At 64.6% G+C, this 24,661-nt stretch carries 22 protein-coding genes; 11 read left to right on the top strand and 11 right to left on the bottom strand.

Features of this window, described 5'->3' with window-relative positions:
• Positions 1-12: 12 nt before the first annotated feature.
• From FJ986_RS29060 to FJ986_RS29070, 3 genes are all read right to left on the bottom strand, one after another.
• Positions 13-3,345, bottom strand: coding sequence for a helicase-related protein (locus FJ986_RS29060; RefSeq protein WP_140676705.1), 3,333 nt, complete (start codon positions 3,343-3,345; stop codon positions 13-15).
• Between the two features lie 717 nt (positions 3,346-4,062).
• A complete protein-coding gene (gene phbB, locus FJ986_RS29065; protein ID WP_140493339.1) occupies positions 4,063-4,788 on the bottom strand; it encodes an acetoacetyl-CoA reductase in 726 nt (241 codons plus the stop codon).
• 119 nt (positions 4,789-4,907) lie between these two features.
• Positions 4,908-6,092 (bottom strand): acetyl-CoA C-acetyltransferase, encoded by a 1,185-nt coding sequence (locus tag FJ986_RS29070; RefSeq protein WP_140493342.1) that lies wholly within the window; start codon positions 6,090-6,092, stop codon positions 4,908-4,910.
• Here FJ986_RS29070 and FJ986_RS29075 point away from each other — a divergent pair.
• On the top strand, positions 6,073-6,270 hold the full coding sequence (locus tag FJ986_RS29075) for a hypothetical protein (protein WP_140493345.1): 198 nt from the start codon (positions 6,073-6,075) through the stop codon (positions 6,268-6,270). The two genes, FJ986_RS29070 and FJ986_RS29075, sit on opposite strands and share 20 nt — an antisense overlap.
• A gap of 117 nt (positions 6,271-6,387) precedes the next feature.
• The gene (gene phaR, locus FJ986_RS29080) at positions 6,388-6,996 is read left to right on the top strand and encodes a polyhydroxyalkanoate synthesis repressor PhaR (protein WP_140493348.1); all 609 of its coding nucleotides are present in this window, start codon (positions 6,388-6,390) and stop codon (positions 6,994-6,996) included.
• A 24-nt stretch (positions 6,997-7,020) separates the two neighbouring features.
• Here the strand turns inward: phaR and FJ986_RS29085 are convergent, their stop codons facing one another.
• Positions 7,021-8,163, bottom strand: coding sequence for a citrate synthase (locus FJ986_RS29085; RefSeq protein ID WP_140517575.1), 1,143 nt, complete (start codon positions 8,161-8,163; stop codon positions 7,021-7,023).
• A gap of 91 nt (positions 8,164-8,254) precedes the next feature.
• On the opposite strand from FJ986_RS29085, the gene FJ986_RS29090 reads away from it, so the two are divergent.
• From FJ986_RS29090 to FJ986_RS29115, 6 genes are all read left to right on the top strand, one after another.
• A complete protein-coding gene (locus FJ986_RS29090) occupies positions 8,255-9,343 on the top strand; it encodes a citrate synthase/methylcitrate synthase (RefSeq protein WP_140493354.1) in 1,089 nt (362 codons plus the stop codon).
• Between the two features lie 214 nt (positions 9,344-9,557).
• Positions 9,558-10,688, top strand: coding sequence for a patatin-like phospholipase family protein (locus FJ986_RS29095; RefSeq protein WP_140676708.1), 1,131 nt, complete (start codon positions 9,558-9,560; stop codon positions 10,686-10,688).
• Between the two features lie 370 nt (positions 10,689-11,058).
• Positions 11,059-11,340, top strand: coding sequence for a hypothetical protein (locus FJ986_RS29100; protein ID WP_140554936.1), 282 nt, complete (start codon positions 11,059-11,061; stop codon positions 11,338-11,340).
• Between the two features lie 121 nt (positions 11,341-11,461).
• Positions 11,462-12,637, top strand: coding sequence for an efflux RND transporter periplasmic adaptor subunit (locus tag FJ986_RS29105; protein ID WP_140493360.1), 1,176 nt, complete (start codon positions 11,462-11,464; stop codon positions 12,635-12,637).
• A 75-nt stretch (positions 12,638-12,712) separates the two neighbouring features.
• Positions 12,713-15,889, top strand: a complete 3,177-nt coding sequence (locus FJ986_RS29110; RefSeq protein ID WP_140493363.1) for an efflux RND transporter permease subunit — start codon at positions 12,713-12,715, stop codon at positions 15,887-15,889.
• Positions 15,890-15,986: 97 nt separating this feature from the next.
• Complete coding sequence (locus FJ986_RS29115; protein WP_140493366.1) at positions 15,987-16,145, top strand: DUF3309 family protein; 159 nt, start codon at positions 15,987-15,989, stop codon at positions 16,143-16,145.
• Between the two features lie 56 nt (positions 16,146-16,201).
• On the opposite strand, the gene FJ986_RS29120 is transcribed toward FJ986_RS29115, so the two are convergent.
• Positions 16,202-17,161, bottom strand: coding sequence for an SDR family oxidoreductase (locus tag FJ986_RS29120; RefSeq protein ID WP_140676711.1), 960 nt, complete (start codon positions 17,159-17,161; stop codon positions 16,202-16,204).
• Positions 17,162-17,229: 68 nt separating this feature from the next.
• Positions 17,230-17,439 carry a DUF680 domain-containing protein gene (locus tag FJ986_RS29125; protein WP_140493372.1) on the bottom strand — a complete coding sequence of 70 codons (210 nt, stop codon included), beginning with the start codon at positions 17,437-17,439 and terminating at the stop codon, positions 17,230-17,232.
• A gap of 116 nt (positions 17,440-17,555) precedes the next feature.
• Between FJ986_RS29125 and FJ986_RS29130 the strand changes: the two genes are divergently transcribed.
• Positions 17,556-18,470 (top strand): LysR family transcriptional regulator, encoded by a 915-nt coding sequence (locus FJ986_RS29130; RefSeq protein WP_140560812.1) that lies wholly within the window; start codon positions 17,556-17,558, stop codon positions 18,468-18,470.
• Here the strand turns inward: FJ986_RS29130 and FJ986_RS29135 are convergent.
• From FJ986_RS29135 to FJ986_RS29145, 3 genes are all read right to left on the bottom strand, one after another.
• On the bottom strand, positions 18,428-19,609 hold the full coding sequence (locus FJ986_RS29135) for an MFS transporter (RefSeq protein WP_140493379.1): 1,182 nt from the start codon (positions 19,607-19,609) through the stop codon (positions 18,428-18,430). The two genes, FJ986_RS29130 and FJ986_RS29135, sit on opposite strands and share 43 nt — an antisense overlap.
• A 128-nt stretch (positions 19,610-19,737) precedes the next feature.
• Positions 19,738-20,046 carry a DUF1244 domain-containing protein gene (locus FJ986_RS29140; protein ID WP_140493382.1) on the bottom strand — a complete coding sequence of 103 codons (309 nt, stop codon included), beginning with the start codon at positions 20,044-20,046 and terminating at the stop codon, positions 19,738-19,740.
• Positions 20,047-20,056: 10 nt separating this feature from the next.
• Positions 20,057-20,854: an N-formylglutamate amidohydrolase gene (locus FJ986_RS29145; RefSeq protein WP_140560813.1), complete on the bottom strand. Its 798-nt coding sequence runs from the start codon at positions 20,852-20,854 to the stop codon at positions 20,057-20,059.
• A gap of 246 nt (positions 20,855-21,100) precedes the next feature.
• On the opposite strand from FJ986_RS29145, the gene FJ986_RS29150 reads away from it, so the two are divergent.
• Together FJ986_RS29150 and pyk are read left to right on the top strand one after the other, a co-directional pair.
• Positions 21,101-21,589 carry a DUF1036 domain-containing protein gene (locus tag FJ986_RS29150; protein WP_140493388.1) on the top strand — a complete coding sequence of 163 codons (489 nt, stop codon included), beginning with the start codon at positions 21,101-21,103 and terminating at the stop codon, positions 21,587-21,589.
• On the top strand, positions 21,586-23,019 hold the full coding sequence (gene pyk, locus FJ986_RS29155) for a pyruvate kinase (RefSeq protein ID WP_140493391.1): 1,434 nt from the start codon (positions 21,586-21,588) through the stop codon (positions 23,017-23,019). The genes FJ986_RS29150 and pyk overlap by 4 nt, the downstream gene beginning before the upstream one ends.
• A gap of 15 nt (positions 23,020-23,034) precedes the next feature.
• Here pyk and FJ986_RS29160 read toward each other — a convergent pair whose 3' ends face one another.
• Positions 23,035-23,499, bottom strand: a complete 465-nt coding sequence (locus FJ986_RS29160; RefSeq protein WP_140676714.1) for a hypothetical protein — start codon at positions 23,497-23,499, stop codon at positions 23,035-23,037.
• Positions 23,500-23,551: 52 nt separating this feature from the next.
• Positions 23,552-24,619, bottom strand: coding sequence for an alpha/beta hydrolase (locus FJ986_RS29165; protein ID WP_140560815.1), 1,068 nt, complete (start codon positions 24,617-24,619; stop codon positions 23,552-23,554).
• Positions 24,620-24,661 lie beyond the last annotated feature (42 nt).

The raw sequence follows: 24,661 nt of genomic DNA on the forward strand, positions 1-24,661 counted from the left end.
GATCCTGTGCGGCTATTTCTTCAGCTGGTCGCGCAACGCGGCGAGCTTGGCGAAGGGAGAGTCGGGATCGAAGCGCGCCGGGCGCTCCTCGCGCGGTTTTGCCTGAAACGAGGGTTTGCCGCCTTGCGGGCCGCCCTTGCCTTCCGGCCTGCCGCCCGGCCGGCCCTCACGGCGGTCAGAACGCTCGCCCTGCGGCTTTCCCTCCCGCCGTTCCCCGCCTTCGCCTTGCGGCCTGGGCTTGAACTTCGAGCGATCGAAACGCGGCTTGCCGGCGCCATCGCGGCGCCCTTCATGGGCGGGCCGGGTGCCGGGCTGGCCGACAGCGGCATCCGCCGGGGCATCGGAGCGCGCCGCCTGGCCGTTGCGCGGCCGGGCGCGGTTCTCGTGGTGACGGTGACGAGGCCGCTGGTCGAAGCGGCCCTGCCGCCACAACAGGATCGGCTTAGGCTCTTCGGCTTCCGCAGCGGGCACGCCGGCTTCATCCTGTCCCTGTTGGGGAGCGTCGGCGCTGTCACCCCCCTCGCTTCGCTCCGCGACCTCCCCCGTCGAGGGGGAGGCGAGAGCGTCGGCGCTTTCGGCGGCAGAAGTCTCAGGCACGGCTTCTGCTACAGGCGCAAGCTCTTGCGTAGCTTCGGCTGGAACTTCGGGTTGTTCTTCCGCAACAGTTTCGGCCGCTTCCGCAATGGGTTCAGCAGGAATTTCGACGGCGGTCTGGGCAGTCGCAGTTTGCGGATCTTCCGCCGATGTCTCCTCAGGCGTGTCCATCGCTGCCGCCTCCGCCGCCTTGGCCTGCTCGGCGCGCGCGGCCTCTTCCGCTGCCAGCTTGGCCGCCACGGCTTCCCGGGCGGCATTGTCCTGCGCTTCCAGCCGTGCCTTGACTTCGGCCGCCGGCTTCGGCTCGGCACGGTAGCCAAGACCTTTCAGGATTTCTTCCATGTCATCGGCCGTGGCGCCGAGAATCGACATCATCGGCGGCGTCACCATGAAAGACTGGCCGTCATAGGCGCCATCCGGACGCTGGCCGAGGCCGGGCTTCCAGTTGGTCGCCGGGCGGATCAGGTCGGCCAGCCGTTCCAGAATGTCGATGCGCACGGCGCGGCGGCCGAGATTGCGGTAGCCGGCAAGCTTGTAGAAGGCCTTGTCGAAAGCCGGATCGATGACCACCGAGGTGCGGCCCGATGCCAGCGCATGGACGACGTCGCCGAAGCCGGGCTTGTCCTTGCCGTCGTTTTTCAGCGCCCACAGCAACGTCACCAATCCCGCGGGCGCCGGCTTGATCAGCGCCGGCACGAAGACATGATAGGCGCCGAAGCGCACGCCCAGCCGGCGCAATGCCGCGCGGCCTTCCTGGTCGAGCGACTTCATCTCCTCGGCGATGTCGCGGCGATTGATAAGACCGAAATTCTCGACCAGCTGGAAGGCGATGCCGCGGCCGATACCCGATATCTGCTCGGCACTCTTCAAATCGACCAGCGGCTTCAGCAGGGATTCGATCTGGAAATTGACGAAGCGCTCGGCACGCGCCGCGACCTTGTCACGCGCTGGGCCGGTCAGCTGTTCATCGGCCAAAAGCACCAGGCGCGGCTTCAGCGCGTCCTCGCCGGCAACAAGCGTGCCGATCGGCGCGCCGATCCAGCGCAGCGTGCCGTCGGAACCCAGCGCGATGTCGCCATTGGCGCAGGCGCCGAAGCGTTCGGCGCGTGCCTCGAACTCCGCCGCCAGCGCCTTCTGGGCGGCCGCGCGCACGGCCTTGGCGTCTTCGCCGCCAGCGCTCTGATCGGCGGTGAAACGGAACCCCTGCAACTCGCCGACATGGTGGCCTTCGACGAGGACGGTTCCGGTTGGGCTTATTTCGGCTTCAGGCATGGTATTTTCTCTAAGGCGCCGCATGAGGACGGAAGTCCTGCGGTCTACGAAGCGTTTCGTCAACCGCTCATGCAGCGCATCCGACAATCTGTCTTCGATTTCGCGCGTCTTTTCCTGCCAGTGTGCCTGATCGGCCAGCCAGCCGGGCCGGTTCGACACGAATGTCCAGGTGCGGATCTGGGCGATGCGATGCGACAGCGTATCGATGTCGCCCTCGGTGGTGTCGGCGCGACGCACCTGCTCGGCCATGTAATTCTCGTCGACATGGCCATGCCTGGCGAGGTCCATGTAGATCGACGCAATGAGGTCGGCGTGCTGGGCCGGCGCTATCTTGCGGTAGTCGGGGAGCGCGCAGGCGTCCCACAGCAGCGCGACGCGCCTTGCGTCGGTGGCGAGCGCCCTGATGTCCTCGTCACGCGACAGGTGCTCAAGCGCCTGCGCATCGACTGCCGGCAGCGCACGGGTCAGGCCCTCCACCGGGGCATTGGTCTCGATCGAGCGCTTCAGCGCGTCGAGGCTGGCGAAATTGAAACGCGCTGTGCGCCACTGCAGAACCTTCACGGGGTCGAAGTCGTGGCTTTCGATCTTCTTGACCAATTCCTCGTCCAGCGGGTCGACCTGGCCGGTGACGCCAAAGGTGCCGTCGCGCAGGTGCCGGCCGGCGCGCCCGGCGATCTGGCCAAGTTCGGCCGCCGTCAGGTTGCGATACTGATAGCCGTCGAACTTGCGGTTCTGGGCGAAGGCGACATGGTCGAGATCGAGGTTAAGGCCCATGCCGATGGCATCGGTGGCGACGAGATAATCGACGTCGCCCGACTGAAACAGCGCCACCTGGGCGTTGCGGGTGCGGGGCGAGAGCGCGCCAAGCACGACGGCCGCACCGCCCTGCTGGCGCCGGATCAGTTCGGCGATGGCATAGACCTCGTCGGCGGAGAAGGCGACGATCGCTGTGCGCCGGGGCAAGCGGGTCAGCTTCTTCGAACCGGCATAGGCCAGATGTGACAGCCGCGGTCGTGTCACCACCGAGACGCCTTTCAACAGGCGCTGCAAGATGCCGTGCATGGTGGCGGCGCCGAGCAGCAGCGTCTCCTGGCGGCCGCGCAGATGCAGGATGCGGTCGGTGAAGATGTGGCCGCGCTCGAGGTCCCCGGCAAGCTGCACCTCGTCGATGGCGACGAAGGCGGCATCGGTCTCGCGCGGCATGGCTTCGACGGTACAGACCGAATATCTGGCGCCTGGCGGCTGGATCTTCTCCTCGCCGGTGATGAGCGCCACCTTGTGGGCACCGACCTTTTCGCAGACGCGGGTATAGACCTCTCGCGCCAAGAGCCTGAGCGGCAGGCCGATGATGCCGCTTTCATGCGCCACCATGCGCTCGATGGCGAGATGGGTCTTGCCTGTGTTGGTCGGCCCAAGCACGGCAGTCACGTCGCGACCCGACAGGATCAGCGGCTCGGTGGGTTTCGGATGGATGTTCATCGCTCGGAAATAAGGCTTTCTGGCCTCTCATTGTCGGGAGCACGCCTCGGGTGGCGCGTATGACAGGCGACACATAGGGATTTCAGGCGCGAAGCGAAAGCGGAATGTTCCGCTGGCGGTTCGAAGTCACCTCCGTCGAGCTTCGGTTCGGCTGCTGATTAAGGGTTGGAACGAGTCTGGAACGAATCGGCGACGAATCGCTGACTCGCCCGGATTCAGGTTTTGTTCACGGCTAGATGTGGAGTTTTGGCTGATGATCCTTACCACATGCTGAATCACGGAATTGGCCCGTTTCATGCTAGGCGAGAGCCGCCGTTAACTTTCGCTGGCAAAGCCGTGTGGCAGCCCGCCTTGCTTCATCCAAGCTTATGAAATTGTTGAACTTTCTTAATAGAAATTAACAGTTTGATAGGCGATTGCAACTGCTCTCGTTAACATTGCGGCCAAACATGGAACGAAAGGGCGACGAATCGGCGATGTCGGGATTTTCCCTGTTTGTTCACGACAAGATGTAGTGTTACGCACAGGTTTTCCACCGACAATGCACAGCTTATCCAGGCAGTTTTGCACAATACCCGCTGCCGCGATTAACCTTTGCGTGCCGGATTGGAACAGCAGGCCGACAGCCGTCATCGGACGGCGTCACGGACATCCGAAGCGGATGGCGAACGAGCCCTCCTTCAATCGGCACCGGGAAGCCGGCAGCCCGGCGAGACCTCAGGCGAAGTACTGGCCGCCATTGGCGGTGATGGTCGATCCCGTGATGAAGCCGGCGTCCTCGGAGGCGAGGAAGACGACGCAGCGCGCGATCTCCTCCGGCTCGCCGAGGCGCCCGACCGGGATTAGCGGGATGATGCGTTCGTTGAGCACCTTCTCATCGATCGCCCGGACCATTTCGGTGGCGATATAGCCTGGGCAGATGATGTTGACGGTGATGCCCGCGCGGGCTCCTTCCTGGGCCAGAGCCTTCGAGAAACCGATGTCGCCGGCCTTGGCCGCGGAGTAGTTGACCTGGCCGGCCTGGCCCTTCTGGCCATTGATGGAGGAGATGGTGATGACGCGGCCGAACTTGCGGTCGCGCATGCCGCTCCACAGCGGATGCGTCATGTTGAAAACGCCGGAGAGATTGGTGTCGATGACCTCCTTCCACTGCTCACGCGTCAGCTTGTGGAACATGGCGTCGCGCGTGATGCCGGCATTGTTGACCAGCACCGCGACCGGGCCCAGATCGGCCTCGACCTGCTTGATGCCGGCGGCGCAGGCGTCGTAGTCGGCGACCGACCATTTGTAGGTCTTGATGCCGGTTGTGGCCGTGAACTTGCTCGCCGCCTCATCATTGCCGGCGTAGTTGGCGGCAACCGAATAGCCGGCTTCCTTCAGCGCCATCGATATTGCCGCGCCGATGCCGCGCGATCCGCCCGTGACGATTGCAACCTTGGTCATGCGCTCCCTCCCTTTGGTTGGGAGAGTGAACAGGGAGTAGCGAATGACGAGCAGGGATCAGATATCCCATTGCGCCGACGCCGTTCTTCCCTATTCGCTACTCCCCATTCACTTCTCTTTTAGAGCGCTTCGACGCACATGGCGACGCCCATGCCGCCGCCGATGCACAGGGTGGAGAGACCCTTCTTGGCACCTCTTCGGCGCATCTCGTGGACCAGCGTGTTGAAAATGCGCGCGCCAGAGGCGCCGATCGGATGACCGATGGCGATGGCGCCACCATTGACGTTGACGATCGAGGGATCCCAGCCCATGTCCTTGTTGACCGCGCAGGCCTGCGCGGCGAAAGCCTCGTTGGCCTCGATCAGGTCGAGATCGCCGACCGACCAGCCGGCCTTTTCCAGCGCTTTTCGCGAGGCGGGAATCGGACCGGTGCCCATGATCGCCGGGTCAACGCCCGCGGTCGCCCAGGAGACGATGCGCGCCAGCGGGGTGATGCCCCGCCTGGCAGCTTCCGCTTCGCTCATCAAAAGCGCGCCGGCGGCGCCGTCGTTGATGCCGGAGGCATTGGCGGCGGTCACAGTGCCGTCCTTGTCGAAGGCCGGCTTCAGTTTGGTCATGGCATCCAGCGTCGCGCCATGGCGGATGTATTCGTCCTGGTCGACAATTGTATCGCCCTTCTTGCCCTTGATGGTGAAGGCGACGATCTCGTCCTTGAACCGGCCGGCCTTCTGCGCGGCCTCGGCCTTGTTCTGCGAGGCCAGCGCGAACTGGTCCTGGTCCTCGCGGGTGATCTGGAACTGGCGGGCGACGTTCTCGGCCGTGTTGCCCATGTGATAGCCATTAAAGGCATCCCACAGTCCATCCTTGATCATGGTGTCGATCATCTTGTAGTCGCCCATCTTGACGCCAGCGCGCAGATGCTGGGCGTGCGGCGACATCGACATCGATTCCTGGCCGCCGGCGACAACCACCTTGGCATCGCCGGTGGCGATCTGCTGCATGCCGAGCGCGATGGCGCGCAGGCCCGAGCCGCACACCTGGTTGAGGCCCCAGGCGGTGGTCTCCCTGGGCAGCCCGGCGAGGATCGAAGCCTGGCGGGCGGGGTTCTGCCCTTGGGCCGCGGTCAGCACCTGGCCAAGAATGACCTCGTCGACTTCGGCCGCCTCGACGCCGGCGCGCGACAACAATTCCCTTACGACGACGGCGCCAAGCTCGTGAGCCGGGGTGGCGGCGAAAGCGCCATTGAAGGAACCGACCGGTGTGCGCGCCGCGCTGGCGACGACGATGGCATTGGAAGCGGGCATTCTGTTCTCCAAACTTCAAGCTGATGTTCTGTCATTGAAGACTTTTCTTGCCCTTTCCCAACCCCGAGTCAAACCGGAAATCGGCAGGGCACCCATGCGTCGCAAGCAAGCTGCGCATGGCCGCGACATCAAGCTGTCCGCTGCTGCGCAGCATATTTCACCGGCCATGCAGCGATAATTAATCCCGCACTGCACAAACTGCTTGGAATTGTGACGCTTTTGCGCATATCCTTTGAACGGGCGCAATCGTTACCGGCGGCTTACTCAGGCGCGCCGGTGTCCGGGGAGGATGCAGATGGCTGCGAAAGACGATCCGATCGTCATCAAGAAATATGCCAATCGCCGGCTCTACAACACCGGCACCAGCACCTATGTGACGCTCGAGGACCTGGCCGAAATGGTCAAGAAGGGCGAAGAGTTCACGGTGCAGGACGCCAAGACCGGCGACGACATCACGCATCCGGTTCTGACCCAGATCATCTTCGAATTGGAGAACAAGGACGGGCAGAACATGCTGCCGATCCCGTTCCTGCGCCAGTTGATCGCCTTCTACGGCGACCAGATGCAGATGATCGTGCCGAGCTTCCTCGAACAGTCGATGATCGCCTTCTCCAAGGAACAGGAGCGCTTCCGCGAGCAGATGAAGGGCGCTATCGGCAAGTCACCACTCGACATGATGAAGATGGCCACGCCGATCAAGGCGCTGGAGGAGCAGACGCGCCGCAACATGGAAATGTTCCAGAATGCCATGCGGCTGTTCACGCCTTTCCCGCCGGCAGGCTCGGCACCTGCGGCGGCCCCCGCCGAACCGGCCAGGAAGGAAACGCCGGAAAAACCCGACGATCTGCAGCAGTTGAAGGACCAGATCGCGGCCATGCAGCGCAAGCTCGACACCATGTCGTGAGCGCGCAGCGCTTTTCTTCCGATCCTACGGCAATAATCCCTCATAGCGACCGCGCGGCCTGATGCTGCCGCCGCTCATTGCCTGTTCGACCATGTGGGCGGCCCAGCCAACGCTGCGCCCAAGCGCGAACAGCTGGAACGGCGCATCGCGCGGCAGGTCGAGGCTGCGCGTCAGAACGGCCAGGGCAAAGTCGACGTTCGGGCGGGCGCCGGTCGCGGCAATGGCGGCGATTTCCAGCGATCGCAATGTTCTGTCGGTGTTGTCGATGGCCGCCAAAAGCGCCGTGGCGCGGGGATCGCCTTCGGGATAGAGCGGATGGCCGAACGCTGGCAAAGGCCTGTCATGGCCGAGCCAGCGCCGGATCGCCGCATCGGCGCCGTGCCGCGCCGCATCGTCCGCGAGTTGCATCACCGCCTCGCCGGCGCCACCGTGCCGCGGACCGGAAAGTGTCGCCAGACCCGCGAGCAGGCAGGCGGCGGGCGAGGCTCCGGTCGAGGCCGCGACGCGCGCCGCGAAGGTCGATGCGTTGAGTTCGTGATCGGCAAGCAGCACAAGGGCGCGCCGGATAGCCTGCGCCCCGCCTTCATCCACCGACCAGCCTCGCGCCAACCGCATGTGCACCGGATCTGATCCCGCCGAGGCGCCAAGAGCGCCGGCCAGCACGCCGATCGCGCGCGCGGCGTCGGCGCACAGCGAGGCGGCGCCGCGCCCTAGTGAAGGCCGCCCCTGGCCGGCGAGCATGGCAAGTTGCATGAAGGCCGGGGCTCGGCCGAGTTGTTGGGATTGATCCGAGGCCGGAGCCTCGAAACTCACCGGCTCAGGCAGGGCCCACAGCACGGCGGCGGTCTCTTCGAGCGTGGCATGTTCGGACAGCGCAACGGCGTCGCGGCCCCGATAGACAAGGTGGCCGTGCGAAACGGTCGAGATCGAGGTGACGAGCGAGGGTTCGCCCCAGGCGATGGCGCTTTCGGCGATGGCCGATGGGCTGCGTCCGCGCTCTCTTCGCATCATCAGGGCCGCGATATCGTCGGCGCGATATTGGCTGCGGCGTGGATCGGCACTGTCCGGGCGCATGCCGATGCGCCCGCGACTGACATAGGCGTAGAGCGTCTGCGGCCGCACCTTGAGCCGTTCCAGTGCCTCGTCCCGCGACAGCCATTCGGACATGTCGGTCCCATATTGATTATGTTGATCAAGATTGATGCGCGTGTTGCCCATCCTTATCCTTAGTGTCGGAAAAGCTCAAGGAGACAAAGCCATGGCGAACGGGCTCGATGATGTGGTGGCGGCGGAAACGGTGCTGTCCGACGTGGATGGGCTGGGCGGCCGCTTGACGATCCGGGGGTACTCCCTGCCGGAACTGGCCGGGCGATGGAACTATCCGCAGGTCGTTCGCCTGCTTCTCGACGGCTTCTTCTACGACCTTCCCGGAGACGCGGAACTGGCCGCGAGACTGGGCCAGGCGCGCGTCGAGGTGTTCGACCGGCTCTTGTCTTGCCTGCCCCTGCTGGCGCCGCTCGACGTCTATAGCGCCATGCGTGCCGGCATGGCGTTGCTGCCTGACGGCGAGACGCTGACGGACGCGCTTGGGCTGATCGCGGCGCCCGCCGTGCTGACGCCGGCGCTGTTGCGCCTGCGGCGCGGCGAGCAGCCGGTCGCGCCGGATGGGAGGGCCGATCATGCCGCCGATATGCTGAGGATGCTCGACGGTTCCGTGCCGACGCCGGCTCTGGCAAGGGCACTCGACACTTACCTCGTGACCGTCTGCGACCACGGCCTCAATGCCTCGACCTTCGCCACGCGCATCGTCGCTTCGACGCAGGCCGGGCTGACATCGTCGGTGCTGGCTGGCCTCGGCGCGCTGAAGGGGCCGCTGCATGGCGGCGCGCCCGGCCCTGTCATCGAGATGCTCGACGCCATCCAGGCGCATGGCGACGCCGCCGGCTGGCTGCGCGGCGAGATCGCGCGTGGTGAACGCATCATGGGCTTCGGCCACCGCATCTACCGCGTGCGCGATCCGCGCGCCGATGTGCTGAAGGCGGTGGTGCGGCAGCTCGGCGGCGAGGGCGAGACCGGTCGCCGGCTGGCCTTCGCCGAGACAGTCGAACAGACGGCGCTCCATGTGCTTCGGATTGCCAAGCCGCAGCGCTCGCTGCAGACCAATGTCGAGTTCTACACCGCGCTGGTGTTGGAAGCGGCGGGTTTTCCCAGCCAAGCCTTCAGCAATGTCTTCGCGGCCGGGCGCGTCGCCGGTTGGGTCGCGCATGCGCGCGAGCAGCAGACGACGGGACGGCTGATCCGGCCGCTGTCGCGCTATGTCGGACCGATGCCGGACCTCGTCGCCTGAGCATCAAACCTGTTTGGAAGATACACCGCGCCCTCCGCCACAAGGCGGAGGGTGTTTCCGCATGATCGAAATTTCATGCGATCACGCGACCGTGCTCGTGTTCTTGCCTTGGTGTGTCCTTATATGCTGCACTGCAACATAGGTCTGCCGTGACGGTGACGCCCCGATTCCCGGGCGCGCGCAATAAGTCAGGCACCGGATCGACAGGAACGCCATGACGAAGAACGGCGAGGCGGAGGAAAAGAAGAAGATCAACATCGCGCTTCAGGGCGGCGGTTCCCACGGGGCTTTTTCCTGGGGCGTGCTCGACCGGCTTCTGGAGGATGGCCGGCTGGAGATCGCAGCGGTGTCCGGCACAAGCGCGGGCGCGATGAACGCGGTGGCGCTGGCCGACGGCTTCGTTCGCGGCGGCGTCGAAGGCGCGCGCAAGAAGCTCGACGACTTCTGGCATGCGGTGGCGGCGAAGGGCCGGTTTAGCCCGGTGCAGCGCATGCCGTGGGACGTCGCCTGGGGCAATTGGTCGATCGAGAACACGCCGGGTTATGTCTTCTTCGACACCATGTCGCGCGTGTTCTCGCCCTATGTCGCCAACCCGCTCGGCCTCAATCCGCTGCGCGACGTGGTCGCGCAGGGGATCGATTTCGACAATGTACGCGCCTGCAAGTCGATGGAACTGTTCATCTCGGCCACCAATGTCGAGACAGGGCAGTTGCGGGTGTTTTCCGATGGCGAGATCGACCTCGACACAGTGATGGCCTCGGCCTGCCTGCCGCAACTGTTCCGCGCCGTCGAGATCAAGGGCGTGCCCTATTGGGATGGCGGTTATGGCGGCAATCCGGCGCTCTATCCGTTCTTCAAGACGGCTGCCACCGAGGACGTGCTTTTGGTGCAGATCAATCCGGTCGTGCGCGAGGGAACGCCCAAAAGCGCCAATGAGATCCAGAACCGCATCGACGAGATCACCTTCAACGCCGGGCTGCTGCGCGAATTCCGTTCGATCGCCTTCGTCAAGGAACTGATCGCCGCCGGCCGCCTGCCGCGGGGCGAGTACCGGGACATCCGCATGCACCGCATCGACGCCGATGAGGCCTTCAAGGACCTGTCGGCATCATCGAAGGTCAATGCCGAATGGGCATTCCTGGCCTATCTGCGCGATCTTGGCCGCACCGCCGCCAGCGACTGGCTGGAGGAGAACTACGATGCCGTCGGCAAGCGGCCGACGCTCGACCTCTCCGGCGAGCTCGACGACGGCTTCAAGCCGGTGCGGGGTCCGGCACCTGGCCGACGGGTGAAGGAATTCCTGGCCGCGCGCAAGAACCCCGAAGCGGAGCGTCGCCGGGCCTGAACCCGCATCCGTCACACGGGCGTGATCTGCCGCGCGGTGCCAGCAAGTTCCTTCCGGCGCCAGCAACAACCATCGCGTGTGAGGCGCGCATCATCATGCTGACGCCTGCTGCCAGTGTCGTGCGGGCGCCGCTGTTGGGCGCCATCCCTCGACCGTATCCGGAACGGTGACTGGCGGGCGAGGAATACTGCCACGAACAGCACCAGCAGGCGTTTTGTTGGAGGCTATATCATGTCTCAAGCCTAGACGGCGGAACGCGATGGAGCAGACGCATCGAGGCGACCCGTCCTCGCTCCTGGAGCATCCGGCTTGACCAGGGAACGACGATCTGGATCAGAGTTGAACGGTCCGTTGTTCAAGCAATTCCAGTGTGTTGCGTGAAATGTCGCACGCCGGGATGGTCCGTCAGGCCGAGGTTATCATCGTGCTCGAAACCCGCGTGGGGTTGAAAATCGCCTCGCGCCGGCGTCGTGCCTCCGAGAGCAGACGCAGGCCCGGCGGCACCGGGCCTTCAACGGCCGATCATCGGTCGCCAACGAGCCCCGCTAAAGCCGCACCCTATTTGGGCAAAAAAATGCTTCGCGACGGCTATACTCTGTCCAGCTTCGCAATGCTGCTGCAACTTTCCGACTATATTGCGTTGCAAACTTGATGTAGAAGCGCGCTTCGCCGATCACGGCAATTTGAACACGGCCTGGCGCGCACCCATATCGGCGACGCGCTCCTCGAGGAGGACGCAGTCCCGGCCAAACCCCGCAGTGGAAAAAACGACGATGCCGAAAATCAGGTTTCACAAGCTTGCTGCCATTGTTGTGCTCATCGGTTTCGCCGCCTGGATGGCGACGGGCGAGTTTTCATCCGTTGGCAGTGCCGCCGCCGACGCCCAGAGGGCGGCAGAGGCCGAAAAGGCCAAGACGCCGGAGGCCGGCAAGCCGAACACGGCGCAAGCCGAGCCGAAAGCCGCGCCGCGCACCGTCGCGGTGGTGACGCCGCCGCGCAAGACCTATGCGCGCGCTATCCGCATTTCGGGGTTGACCGAGGCCGACAAGCGGGCGGTGCTAGCAACGCGCGTCGCCGGTGTCATCGACAAACTGCCGGTCAGCCAAGGCCAGCACGTCAAGACGGGCGATCTGGTTCTGATGCTGGCGGCCGAAGAGAAAATCTCGAATGTCGACAACGCCAAGCAGTTGCTGGCGCAACGCAAGGCCGAGCTCGACGCCGCCGAACGGCTGGCCAAGACCGGCAATCTGCCGAAGCTGCAGCTCGACACGGCGCGCTCGAATTTGACCTCGGCGCAATCGATGCTGGAGACCGCGCAGGCTGAGCTCGACCGCAACGAGGTCAAGGCGCCGTTCGACGGCGTCATCGACAGGGTGCCGGTGGAACTCGGCAGCTCGGTCATGCAAGGCGGCGAGGTGGCGACCATCCTCAAGCTCGATCCGGTGATCGCCCGCGGCGAAATCAGCGAACGCGACCTGCGCTATATCAAGATCGGCGAAGAGGCCAATGTGCGCCTGGTCAACGACCAGAAGGTCACCGGCACCGTGCGGTATATCAGCCGCGACGCCTCCTCCCAGACCCGCACCTTCCGTGTCGAAGTGGCGATCCCAAATGCGGATGGCAGCATCCCCGCCGGTATGACGGCCGAGATCACGCTCAGCGCCGAGCCGACCGACGCAGTTCTGCTGCCGCGTTCGGTGGTGACGCTGGGTGACAAGGGTGATCTCGGCATCCGCGCCGTCGGCAGCGACGACAAGGTGGCCTTCTACCCGATCGACCTGGTGGACGACACGCCGAACGGTCTCGTGCTCGGCGGAATTCCGAAAGATGCGCGCATCATTGTCGCCGGCCAGGAACTGGTGAAGGAAGGCGATATCGTCAAGCCCGTCGAGGCCGACCAGGCGACCATCAACAAGCTGATCGGCGAAGCCACCGCCGGTACGCAGTAGCGCAAAGCCCGGCGTCGGGATCTCCGGCGCCTCCCGCCAGTTCGCCGCTTCCGAAGAAACAGCAGGCATCAAGTCATGGATATCGTCAGACTCGCAATCCACAACGCCCGCCTCACAATATCCGCCCTGCTGTTCCTGCTGGCGGCGGGCTGGGTCGCCTATCAGTCGACGCCCAAGGAAGCGGAACCCGACGTTCCGATCCCGATGATGTATATCAGCCTGATCTACCAGGGCATTTCGCCGGAGGATTCGGAACGCCTTCTCCTGCGGCCGATGGAAAGCAAGCTGAAGAGCCTGAAGGGCCTCAAGGAGATGCGCTCGGCCGCCTTCCAGGGCGGCGGCTACGTGCTTGTCGAGTTCCAGCCGCAAACCAATCTGGCCACGGCGCTCCAGGACACGCGCAGCAAGGTGCAGGACGCCAAGGCCGACCTGCCGCAGGCGGCCGAGGAGCCGACGGTCAACGAGGTCAACGTTTCCGAGTTTCCGGTCCTCGTCGTCACTCTGTCGGGCGACGTGCCGGAGCGCGTGCTGACGGCGGCTGCGCGCGAACTGCGCGACCGTATCGAAGAGGTACCGGGCGTGCTGGAAGGCTCGCTGCAGGGCGCGCGCGACGATCTGGTCGAAGTGGTCATCGATCCGGTGAAGCTGTCCTCCTACGGGCTGCAGCTCGACCAGCTGATGCAAGGCGTCGGCGCCTCCAACAGCCTGGTCGCCGCCGGCAATCTCGAAGGCTCGGAAGGCAAATACGCGGTCAAGGTGCCGTCGCTGATCGAGACGCCCGAGGACGTGGCCAACCTGCCGGTCGTCGCCACACCCAACGCCGTGGTGCAGGCCAAGGACATCGCCACCATACGCTCGACCTTCAAGGACGCCGAGACGGTCACTCGCCTCGACGGCAAGCCGGCCATCGCCATCGAGGTGAAGAAGCGCATCGGCGCCAACCTGATCGACACGCTGAACCATGTCAGGGAGGTGTCCGACACCTTCATCAAGACGATGCCCGAAGGCATGCATGTCACCTACACGCAGGACAAGTCGGTCTTCGTCAACCAGCTCTTGGGTGACCTCCAGAACCACGTCATGATCGCCGTGATCCTGGTGTTCATCGTCATTCTCTACGCGCTGTCGGGCCGCGCCTCGCTGCTCATCGGGCTGGCCATACCATCGTCCTTCCTGATCGGCATATTGCTGCTTGCCATGATGGGCTACACGATCAACATGATCGTGCTGTTCAGCCTCATCCTGGCTGTCGGCATGCTGGTCGACGACGCCATCATCGTCACCGAGTTCGCCGAGCGGCGCATGAGCGAAGGCATGCCGAAGGCGGATGCCTTCGCGCTCGCCGCCAAGCGCATGGCCGGCCCGGTCATCGCGGCGACGATGACGCGCATCGCCGCGTTCTCGCCGCTGCTGTTCTGGCCCGGCATCATCGGCGACTTCATGAAATACATGCCGATCACGCTGATCGTCACGCTGTCGGCCTCGATGCTCTATGCGCTGGTGTTCGCGCCGACGCTGGGCGCGATCTTCGCCAAGGCGCCGAAGCATCACGAGGACGACAACCGCGACGGCTGGTACATGGCCATCGTCAAGCAGGCGGTGCGCTTCCCGATCACCGTCCTGGTGCTCACCGTGGCGCTGCTGTTCGGCGTCGGCTACGCCTATTCGAAATACGGCGCCGGCGTCGAGTTCTTCCCCAGCGTCGAGCCGGACTACGGCCTGCTCTACGTGCATGCGCGCGGCAATCTTTCGCTGGCCGAGATGGATGCCGCCACCAGGACGGCGGAGAACAGGCTGCTCGGCTGGCCGGGCGTGAAATCGGTCTATACACGCGCCGGCAAGACTCAGGGCGGCGGCCAGGACATTCCCGAGGACGTCGTCGGCGTGATCCAGTACGAATTCGTCGACTGGCGCGAGCGCAAGTCCGCCAACCAGATCCTCAGCGACCTGCGCGGCGTCATGGCCGGCATTCCCGGCGTCGATGTCGAGGTGCGCGTGCCGGAGGCAGGTCCGCCGACCGGCAAGCCGATCCAGATCAGGCTTTCGGCCGCCGATCCCAAGGGGCTCGACGACAAGGCGCGCGCGGTGGCGGCGCGGATCGCCAAGGTGCCCAACGTCATCGACATTTCGGACGGCCTGCCGCCGCCCGGCGTCGACTGGGCGCTCGAGGTCGACCGCGCCAAGGCCGCCCAATACGGCATCAGCCCGACCTCGGTCGGCACCGTGGTGCAGCTGGTGACCAACGGCTTGAAGCTGTCGGAATACCGGCCGGCGGGCGCCGACGATGCCGTCGACATCCGCCTGCGCCTGCCGGAAGACCGGCGCACGCTGTCGACGCTCGACGAACTCAGGGTGCAGACGTCGCAAGGGTCGGTGCCGATCTCGAACTTCGTCGTGCGCAAGCCCGAGCCGACGGTCGGCATTCTCAACCGCATCGACGGCGCGCGCACCGTCGTCGTGCAGGCCAATGTCGCCGCCGGAGCGCAGGTCGCAGCTGTACAGGAGCAGGTGACCAAGGCGGTCTCGGACATGGATCTCGGCAGCGGCATCCGCTGGAAGCTCGCCGGTTCCAACGAGGACAGTGCGGAAGCGAGCGCCTTCCTCAGCAAGGCCTTCGGCGCGGCGATCTTCCTGATCTTCCTGGTGCTGCTGGCGCAGTTCAACAAGTTCACCAGCGTCTGGCTGGTGCTGTCCTGCGTGGTCATGGCGACGATCGGCGTGTTCCTGGGCCTGCTTCTGACAGGTGAGGCGTTCGGCATCGTCATGTCGGGCATCGGCGTCATCGCGCTGGCCGGCGTGGTGGTCAACAACAACATCGTGCTGATCGACACCTATGACCGGCTGCGCGAGGAGGGCTGGGACAAGATGGAAGCTGTGCTGCAGACCTGCCGCGAGCGTGCCCGCCCGGTGGTGCTGACGGCGGTTTCGGCTATCCTCGGCGTGCTGCCGATCGCCTTTGGCCTCGGCCTCGAAATCTTCCATCATGAGACGACGATCAACGCGCCTTCGACGCAATGGTGGATTTCGCTGTCGTCGGCGATCGTGTTCGGCCTGTCCTTCGCCACCGTGCTGACGCTGGTGGTGACGCCGTCGATGCTGATGGTGTTCACCCGCGCCAAGGTCAAGCCCGGCGCGCGGCGAGGGTGGTTCAGCCGGCTGTTGCGACGCGGCAAGCGAGAGATCTCGCCGCAGGAGCCAGCGGCCGATGGCGACGCCGAGCCGGCAGTCGCCTTCCCGAAGGCCGCCGAATAGAGCGGTTTCGCAAGGCAGGTCAAAAGGCCGCCCGGGAACTACCGGGCGGCCTTTTGCATTGTTCCCTCGGATTCAACCAGACGGCGAGGGCTCTAAAATGACGATCAGCACGATTCTCATCATCATCCTGATCCTGATCCTGATCGGCGCGGTGCCGGCATGGCCGCATTCGCGCTCCTGGGGCTACGGGCCGTCGGGCATCGTCGGCGTCGTCCTCGTCGTGGTGCTTATCCTGCTTCTGATGGGCCGGATCTGACTGGCAACGATTTGCGGCCGAGCCCGCCGTTCCCGTCTTTTCGGCACGCTCGGCAATCACGCTGCTTGGTGCCAGGCCGGCGCGACGGCGACGCCGATATCCTGCAAGGCTTCGTGCACCGCCTGGTTCAGAGGGGTGTGCGGGATTTCACCGATGATCTCGTTCAGCCGCGCCGAGGCCAGCCGGTGCGCTTCGAAGCGCAGATAGGACATCGAGACGATCTCGCGCCACATCGCCACGAACGGGCTGCCGGCGCGCAGCACCCACCAGGGCATGAAGCTGAGTTTCAGCTTGCGTCCGAGCGCCTTTTCGGCGGCCGTCTTGATCTCGATGTCGGTGACGGCATGGCCCGGAAAATTCAGCGCCTCGTAAGAGCCGAGCTTGTCGAGGTTGCGCGTCAGCGCGACGAAACCGACAGCGAAATCCGGCAGATAGGCCCATTCATGCACCAGATCGGCCGGGCCGGGCGCAGTGTAGATGCCCTTGCTCATCTTGGCGGCCACGACGAGGTCGAACCAGGAGCCGTTGCCGGTGCCGCCGAAGAAATCGCCGGCGCGCAGAATGATCGTGCGCACCCGACCCGCCTCAGCTTCACGGCGGAATAGGGCCTCCATGGCGCAGCGGATCCGCCCTTTCTCGGTTGTCGGGTGGAACGGCGTGTCTTCCGTGATCACCGCCGGCATCGGCGAGCCATAATTATAGACGGTGCCGGGGAAGAGATGCAGCGTGCCGTTGGCCCGGCAGGCGGCCATGACATTCTCGGCCATCGGCAGGCACTTGCCCCAGTCGGTGTAGATCGGGTTCAGGCCGTTGAAAATGATGTCGACGCCCTGCGTGGCGCGGATCAGAGACTCGCCGTCCAGCGCATGGCCGGCGACGGCCGTCGCGCCTGCAAGCTCAGCCGGCACCTTGCCGGTGCGGGTGATGGCGCGGACATCATAGCCCGCATCGATGAAGGCCTTGGCGACCACGCGGCCGAGCCGGCCATTGGCGCCGAGGATTGCAATCTTGGTCATTCTTCGTCTCCTGTTTGCTGTGAAGCGACGGGACAAGCCCACCGCCTTGGGGATATCTCGGCGTCTGTTCAGCGGTTGCCGAAGAGGTCGCGGTTGCTGCCCTGGACGACCGGCTTCCGGATGATTGCATTCGACTTCTCGATCGATGTGGTGATCGTCTTGTCTTTGCTGGCGACAGGCGTCTGGCTGGCATTGTTCGAGCCGAACTTGTCGCTGCTTGCGAAAGCGGCGTTGGCGGCGATGAGGAGGGCAGCGGCGGTGAGTGCAATCTTGGTCATTTGGGTTACTCCTGGTTGGCTTGTTGCAGGGCGTATCGATGTTTGCAGGCCGAATATGATTGCCTCACCAATGAATTGAAATTGACCATGTGTGCAGTTCTGATATTCAGTTGTGAATGGCTGATATCGACTGGAACCTGATCAAGAGCTTCGTCACGGTCGCTGAGACCGGCAGCCTGTCGGCCGCGGCGAGAAAGCTATCGGCAAGCCAGCCGACGCTTGGCCGCCACATCTCGGAACTGGAACAAGCGCTCGGCGTCATCCTGTTCCGGCGCGGGCGAAGCGGCTACGCGCTGACCGAGGCCGGGGCCACTCTCTTCGAGCGCGGCAAGGCGGTGAGCGAGCAGGCGAGCGCTTTTTCACGGCTGGCGCTGGGTTCGGTCGAAGCGATCGAAGGGACGGTGCGCATCGCCGCCAGCGAGGTGGTGGCGGCCTATGTGCTGCCCGACATGATGGCGCGGCTCGGCATCGAGGAGCCCGGCATCGAGGTCGAGATCGTCGCTTCCAATCAGGTCGAGAACCTGCTGCGCCGGGATGCCGACATCGCCATCCGCATGGTCAAGCCGACACAGAACGAGTTGGTGGCGCGCAAGGTCTGCGATATCGCGCTCTGCGCCTGTGCTTCCCTAGCCTATCTCGACCGGTGCGGCCACCCGCGCGAGCCGGCCGACCTGCTCGACCACGCGCTGATCGGCTTCGACCGGAGCGACGAGATGATCCGAGGCTTTACGCATTTCGGCATACCGGTCACCCGGAACAGTTTTCGCTTCCGGGCCGACAACCAGATCGTGCTTTGGGAGGCGGTGCGGGCGGGAAACGGCATCGGCCTCGGCCAGGAGCCGCTGGCCGAGCGGGACCCCCTGGTGGAGAAGGTGCTGCCGGGCCTGCCGCTGCCCAGCTTGCCGGTGTGGCTGGCCATGCATCGCGACGTGCGCACCAGCGTGCGCATCCGACGCGTGGCGGATTTCCTCCACGAGGAACTGAAACGCTATTCGGCCGGCGCCGCGTCGGGAGCGAATTCGGCGCGGTGAGCCAATCCGGCCATCAGCAGGACGACGATCAGCAGGCCCGACATGGCGATGAAGATCGGGCCGAAGCTGGAATGCTCGGCGACAAAGCCGATCGCGGAGGGCGCCACGAGGATGCCGGAATAGCCCATAGTGGTGACCACGCTCATGCCGGTGCCCGACGACATGCCTTCCTGGTTGCCGCCGGCCGAAAAGATGATCGGCACCATATTGGCGATGCCGAAGCCGCACAGAGCGAAGGCGGAGATGGCAAGCCACGGTGAGGGCGACAGGCCTGCGATCAGCATGCCGGCGGCAGCGATGATCGCCGAACCGCGCAACGTCGTCACGGCCCCGAAACGATTGCGCACGCCATCGCCGAAGAAACGCATGATCGCCATGACGCCGGAAAAGGCGGCATAGGCGAGGCCGGCAATGGCGAGATCGGCGCCAAGTTCCTGCCTGAGATAAAGCGCTGCCCAGTCGAGTACGGCGCCTTCAGAGACCATCGTCAGCAGCGCCATCAGGCCCACGAGGTAGACCAGCGGGTTTCCCGGCAAGCTGAATTTATGATGCTCGGCAGCCTGCGGCCTGCCCTCGGCGACGATATAGGGCACCGCCGCCGCGATCGCCGCTAAGGCAAGCGCCGTCACGACCGCGGCGTGGGCGAGGTGGCCGTAGTTCTGGATGGCAAAGCCGCCAAGGGCACCGCCGGCGAAACCGCCGAGGCTCCAGAAGCCATGCGAGGAGGACATGATCGCGCGCGACAGCCGCCGCTCGACCACCACCGCATTGGCGTTCATGGCGACATCCATGCCGCCGATGGAGCCGCCAAAGATGAACATGGCGACGGCAGCCAGCGGCACGTTGGGCGCCAGCGCCACGACCAGCAGGCCGAGGCTGCCGCAGAGGCCAAACCAGCGCAGCACGGTGCGCGAGCCGTGTTTCGAAATCAGGTGACCGCACCAGGTCATGGCGGTGACGGCGCCGGCGCCGAACAGCAGGATCAAAAGCCCCAGAGTGAACTTGGAAATGTCCAGGCGGGTCAGGAACACCGGGATCTGCGGCGCCCAGCTGCCGGTCAGGAAGCCGTTGGCGAGGAAGATGGCCGCCACGGCCCAGCGGCCGCGAATGGCGGTCTGCATTGCATTCGACGCGTTCATAGGCGAATCCGGTCAGAAAGTGGCTTTGCGCGGCAAATTAGATCGATTCAATTTTCAGTCAAGCGCTGCGCTCGGGAAGCATTTGGGCCAAACGAACGCCTAGGCTAATCGAGGACGTGAGAGACCACCTAGTGGTCTCTGGGTCGCCTGGCCTCGAATTCGGCCTTCTTGGCGTCGGAGGTTTCGGTCTGGTGCAGCGCCTGCCATTGCGCGTAAGGCATGCCGTAGACGATCTCGCGCGACTGGTCCTTGCTGAGATCGACGCCTTCGGCTTCCGCGGCCTCGCGATACCAGTTCGACAGGCAGTTGCGGCAGAAGCCGGCGAGGTTCATCAAATCGATGTTCTGCACGTCGCCACGCTCACGCAGATGCGCCACCAGCCGGCGAAAGGCGGCGGCCTCGAAGTCGCGTTTCTGTTCGTCGCTGAGTTCGGTCATCGAAACCTCCTCATAACGGCCCGGTGCGCGAGCCGAACATCTTCACTTGGTGTATATCGGGACGGCGATCGATCGCGTCAACGATCGGCGCCAGACGCTCAGCCCACGAAAGCGCATCCCCGCCGGTCGCGATCAGGTCCTGGCGGATTTCGATCAGCGCGTGGGCATAGCCGTTGACGATGGCGTGCCTGAACATGGTGTCGCCCCGCAGCGCGCCGTCATAGGGCTCGTTGTCGCCGACAACGAGGTTTTTGTCAGCGGCCAGCATGTCGATCAGCGGCCGCGCCACGCGGTCGTCGCGGTCCCACAGCACGCCGACATGCCACGGCCGCGGTCTGCTCTGCATGACCGGCGTGAAGGAATGCACGGAGAAGATGAAGGGTGCCTTGCCGGAAGCCTGCGCGACCGAGGCGATCATGGCGCCGACGGCGTCGTGATAGGGCCGGTAGAAGCGGTCAAGCCGCCTTTCGCGCTCCTCCGGGGCGAGGGGATAGTTTCCTGTCACGACGGTGCCGTCATAGAGCTGACGGATCAGCGTCGGATCATCCTCACCACGATTGGGATCGATCAGCAGCCGCGAAAAATTGGCGAGCACCGCTGGCACGTCGAGCAACGCAGCGAGTTCGCGCGTCACCGCCTCGACGCCGATGTCATAGGCGATGTGGCGGTCGAACGCCGCCGCCGGCAGGCCAAGGCTGCCATAGTCTTCAGGCAGGTCGCGGCGGGCATGGTCGGCCAACAGCACCATGCCCCGCTTGCGGTCGCCCTCGACGACATCGAAAGGCGCGAAAACTGTGGATCGGGTCATTGGCGGGAAATGGTCTGTTCGCTGGCTTCCGGGGAGGATGCTATCGTCTTTCCACGAAGACGACGCGGGCGCAATGCCGTTGTTTGGCCAAGGTTTCCGCTGAAATCTGGCAAGGGGCGACGGACCGCGCGCCGGGAGCCTTCTTAAATCGATTGGAATTGGACAAAACGGCGCGTTGACATGCGCCCGGACTTTTCCGAAAAGGGGCGCAGAGAGATGCTGATGTGGTTCTTGAGGGGTTTCAGGATGAGTTCCGCCGGCGGGCGGCGCGTGCGCTTCGCCTTCGCCATGCCGCTCCTGACGCTCGCCGTGGGCTTATCCGCAATGGTTGCGGCCTCGCCTGCACGCGCTGATTTCCGCGTCTGCAACGCGACGCAAAACCTAGTCGGCGTCGGCATCGGCTATCGTGCCAAGGCCGGCTGGATCACCGAGGGCTGGTGGCACATCGAAGGATCGAGCTGCAAGACGCTGATCGAAGGGCCGCTGTCATCAAGGTTTTACTATCTTTATGCAGAAGACGCCGAGCGCGGCGGACGCTGGGACGGCCCGATCAACATGTGCGTGGCTGAAAAAGAGTTCAAGATCGCCGGCGTCACCGATTGCGTCGCCCGGGGCTTCCAGCGCGCCGGATTCCAGGAATACGACACGGGCGAGCAGGCAAGCTGGATGGTCCAGCTAACCGACGACCCCGCAACGGGAGGCGCACCAGCCGCCCCGGGAACAAACAGTCAATGAGACGCAGCCGCAAGGTCAAGATCCTAGCCACCATCGGTCCGGCCTCCTCTTCCGAGGAAATGCTGAAGAAGCTGTTCGAAGCGGGCGCCGATGTGTTCCGCATCAACATGAGCCATACCGATCACGAGTTGATGCGCACGCTGGTCGGACGCATCCGCGCCGTCGAGGAGACGGTCGGAAGGCCGATCGGCATCCTTGCCGACCTGCAAGGACCCAAGCTGCGCGTCGGCAAGTTCGCCAACGGCAAGGAGGTGCTGACCGTCGGCCAGACCTTCACGCTCGACGACAATCCCGAGCCCGGCACCGCGGCCAGGGTCTATCTGCCGCATCCCGAAATCCTAAGTTCGGTCGAGGCCGGCCACCGGCTGCTGATCGACGACGGAAAGCTGGAGCTGAAAGCAGTGAAGGCCAATGGCAAGGCGATCGTCTGCACCGTCGTTGCCGGCACCACGATTTCCGACAGAAAGGGCGTCAGCCTGCCCGATACCGACCTGCCGGTCGGCGCGCTGACCGAGAAGGACCGCAGGGATCTCGACGCGGTGCTCGCCACCGGCGTCGACTGGATAGCGCTGTCCTTCGTGCAGCGGCCGGAGGACCTTGCCGAAGCGCGCAAGATCGCACGCGGCCGGGCGCTGATCATGGCCAAGATCGAGAAGCCGCAGGCGGTTGCCCGTCTGGCCGAAATCATTGAACTCTCAGACGCGCTGATGGTCGCGCGCGGCGATCTCGGCGTCGAGATGCCGCTGGAAGCCGTGCCCGGGATCCAGAAGCAGATCACGCGCGCAGCGCGCCGCGCCGGCAAGCCGGTGGTGGTCGCCACGCAGATGCTGGAATCGATGATCACCGCGCCCGTGCCGACCCGCGCGGAAGTCTCCGACGTTTCGATCGCCGTCTTCGAAGGCGCCGACGCCATCATGCTTTCGGCCGAATCGGCCGCGGGCGCCTATCCGGTGGAAGCGGTGGCGATGATGAACCGCATCGCCACCAAGGTGGAAACCGATCCGACCTATGCAGGCATCATCAACGCCCAGCGTTCCGAGCCTGAAGCAACCGGCGCCGATGCGATCTCGCTGGCGGCCCGCGAAATCGCCGAGACGCTGAAACTGTCGGCGATCATCACCTACACGGCTTCCGGCACCACGGGCCTGCGCGCCGCGCGCGAGCGCCCGCAGGTGCCGATCGTGGCCCTGTCGCCGATCGTCAACACGGCGCGGCGGCTGTCGCTGCTGTGGGGCACGCACTGCGTCGTCTCCCCCGATGCCACCGATCTCGACGACATGGTCGATCGCGCCTGCCGCATCGCGCTTGAAGAGGAATTCGGCAAGCCCGGCGACCGCGTCATCATCACCGCCGGCGTGCCGCTAAGGACGCCCGGTTCGACCAATATGCTGCGCATCGCCTATGTCGGTTCGGACTTGGGCACCCGATAAGCCCGCCCCAGGGCTTCACCGCGTTGCGATCTTGAGAGCTCTTGTTGCCGCTGCGGCGTGGTCAATGCGCTGAAGGAAGCGACGCGCGCGGGGTATGGGATCTTGCAGATATTGATCCGGTCCCCGCATCTTTCGCCGATTAAGTTCGGCAGTGTCGAGCAGATCGAAATCGACCTTTTCCAGCGTGCAGTGCCAGTCGGCGCTATGCGAAGCCCATCCTCGTTTGTGGTGTTCCAGAAGCCGTTCGCGGCTGGAATAGCCATGGTGGTCGAAGGCGATCACGCCGTTGGTCACATAGATATGGTTTCCGTAGTGGTTCCCGCTTGGAATGATCCGCTCGCCGTAAAATCCGTCCAGGGGAGGATAGCTGAGAAAGACGCCCGCAAGGATGGGGCAGGCGCCGTAACCGAAGAAGATGCGGTCCGGCAGCGCCCAGAATTTTTCGGGATTTTTCTTTATGCCGTGTCTGAGGAAGTACATGCCGCTCTGCCCCCGATACCGTTTTTCGACGACCGTTTTCGGAAGACGCACATCAGGTCGGCGCCAACTCCGCTTCGGGTTCCTTGAGGTCGGCGCATTTGCCGACGCCATAGGCATCGCCGGCGATCCGCGCTTCCACCGCCCTTGCCATCGCCTCCAGATCCACGCTCCTGCCGGCGGCCTTCTCGATGGCGCCAACGACCAGATCAGACGCGATCCAGTCCGGCTTGTGGCCGAGATTGCGCACCCAGACCAGTTCGGCGCCGGCAATGTTGCGCTCGAGGCCGACCGAATGGATATGGGCGTAGACGACCTTGTCTCGATCGCCCGAGATGACAACGGTCGGCGCCTTGATCTCGGCGTAGCGCGGCGCGGCCCCAAGCGCATAGCGGTAGAGGCCGGCGACATCGCTGGCATTTGCGCGGAAGGCCGACGGTCTCAGCACCAGCGGGATCGCGGCCTTGGCGACATAATTGTCCGGCACTTTGTTGGGCGAGAAGACGCAGGTCGTAGCGTCGGCGATCCGCAGCATTCCTGCCGGATAGCTCAGCGTTTCGGAGAACAGCCGGCCGATCACCGGAATGGTGGTCAGGTCGTAGTACCAGGCGGTTGCGCCGCCGGGCCACGGATGGGTTGCCGGTGCCAGGAATACCAGCCCGAGCGTCTTGTCGGCATGCTCGCGGCCGAAGGCGGTCGTCACCGCGCCACCGAAGGAATGGCCGACGATGATAGCCTGCTTCATACCGAGATGGTCCATCAGCGCGGCGACGGTGTCGGCCTGCGACCACGGATCCTCGTTGTTGCCGGGCCCGCGTCCCGACCAACCGAATCCCGGCCGGTCGAAGAACAGCAATTCGGCGCGCCCTTCGAGCAACGGCCTGAGCGGCAGCATCTGATCCCTGAGATTGGCGCTGGCGCCGTGGATGAAGACAACAGGCGGCAGGTCGGCCTTGGCGTGGCCAGGAACGTGGACATAATGGATGCGCGCGCCATCGATGTCGATGAATTCGCCGACGGCCGGGTTGCGGCGCTCGATCAGCCAGGAGCCGACGCGGGTGATGCCGACAAAGCCAAAGACGAGCGCCAGAAGGAAGGCGAAGACGGCATAGAGCAGGTTCATGTGGGATATACGAGAGGGAGTAGGGGAGTAGGGGAGTAGGGG

Origin of the sequence: Mesorhizobium sp. B1-1-1 (assembly GCF_006442955.1) — a bacterium.
Lineage (GTDB): Bacteria > Pseudomonadota > Alphaproteobacteria > Rhizobiales > Rhizobiaceae > Mesorhizobium.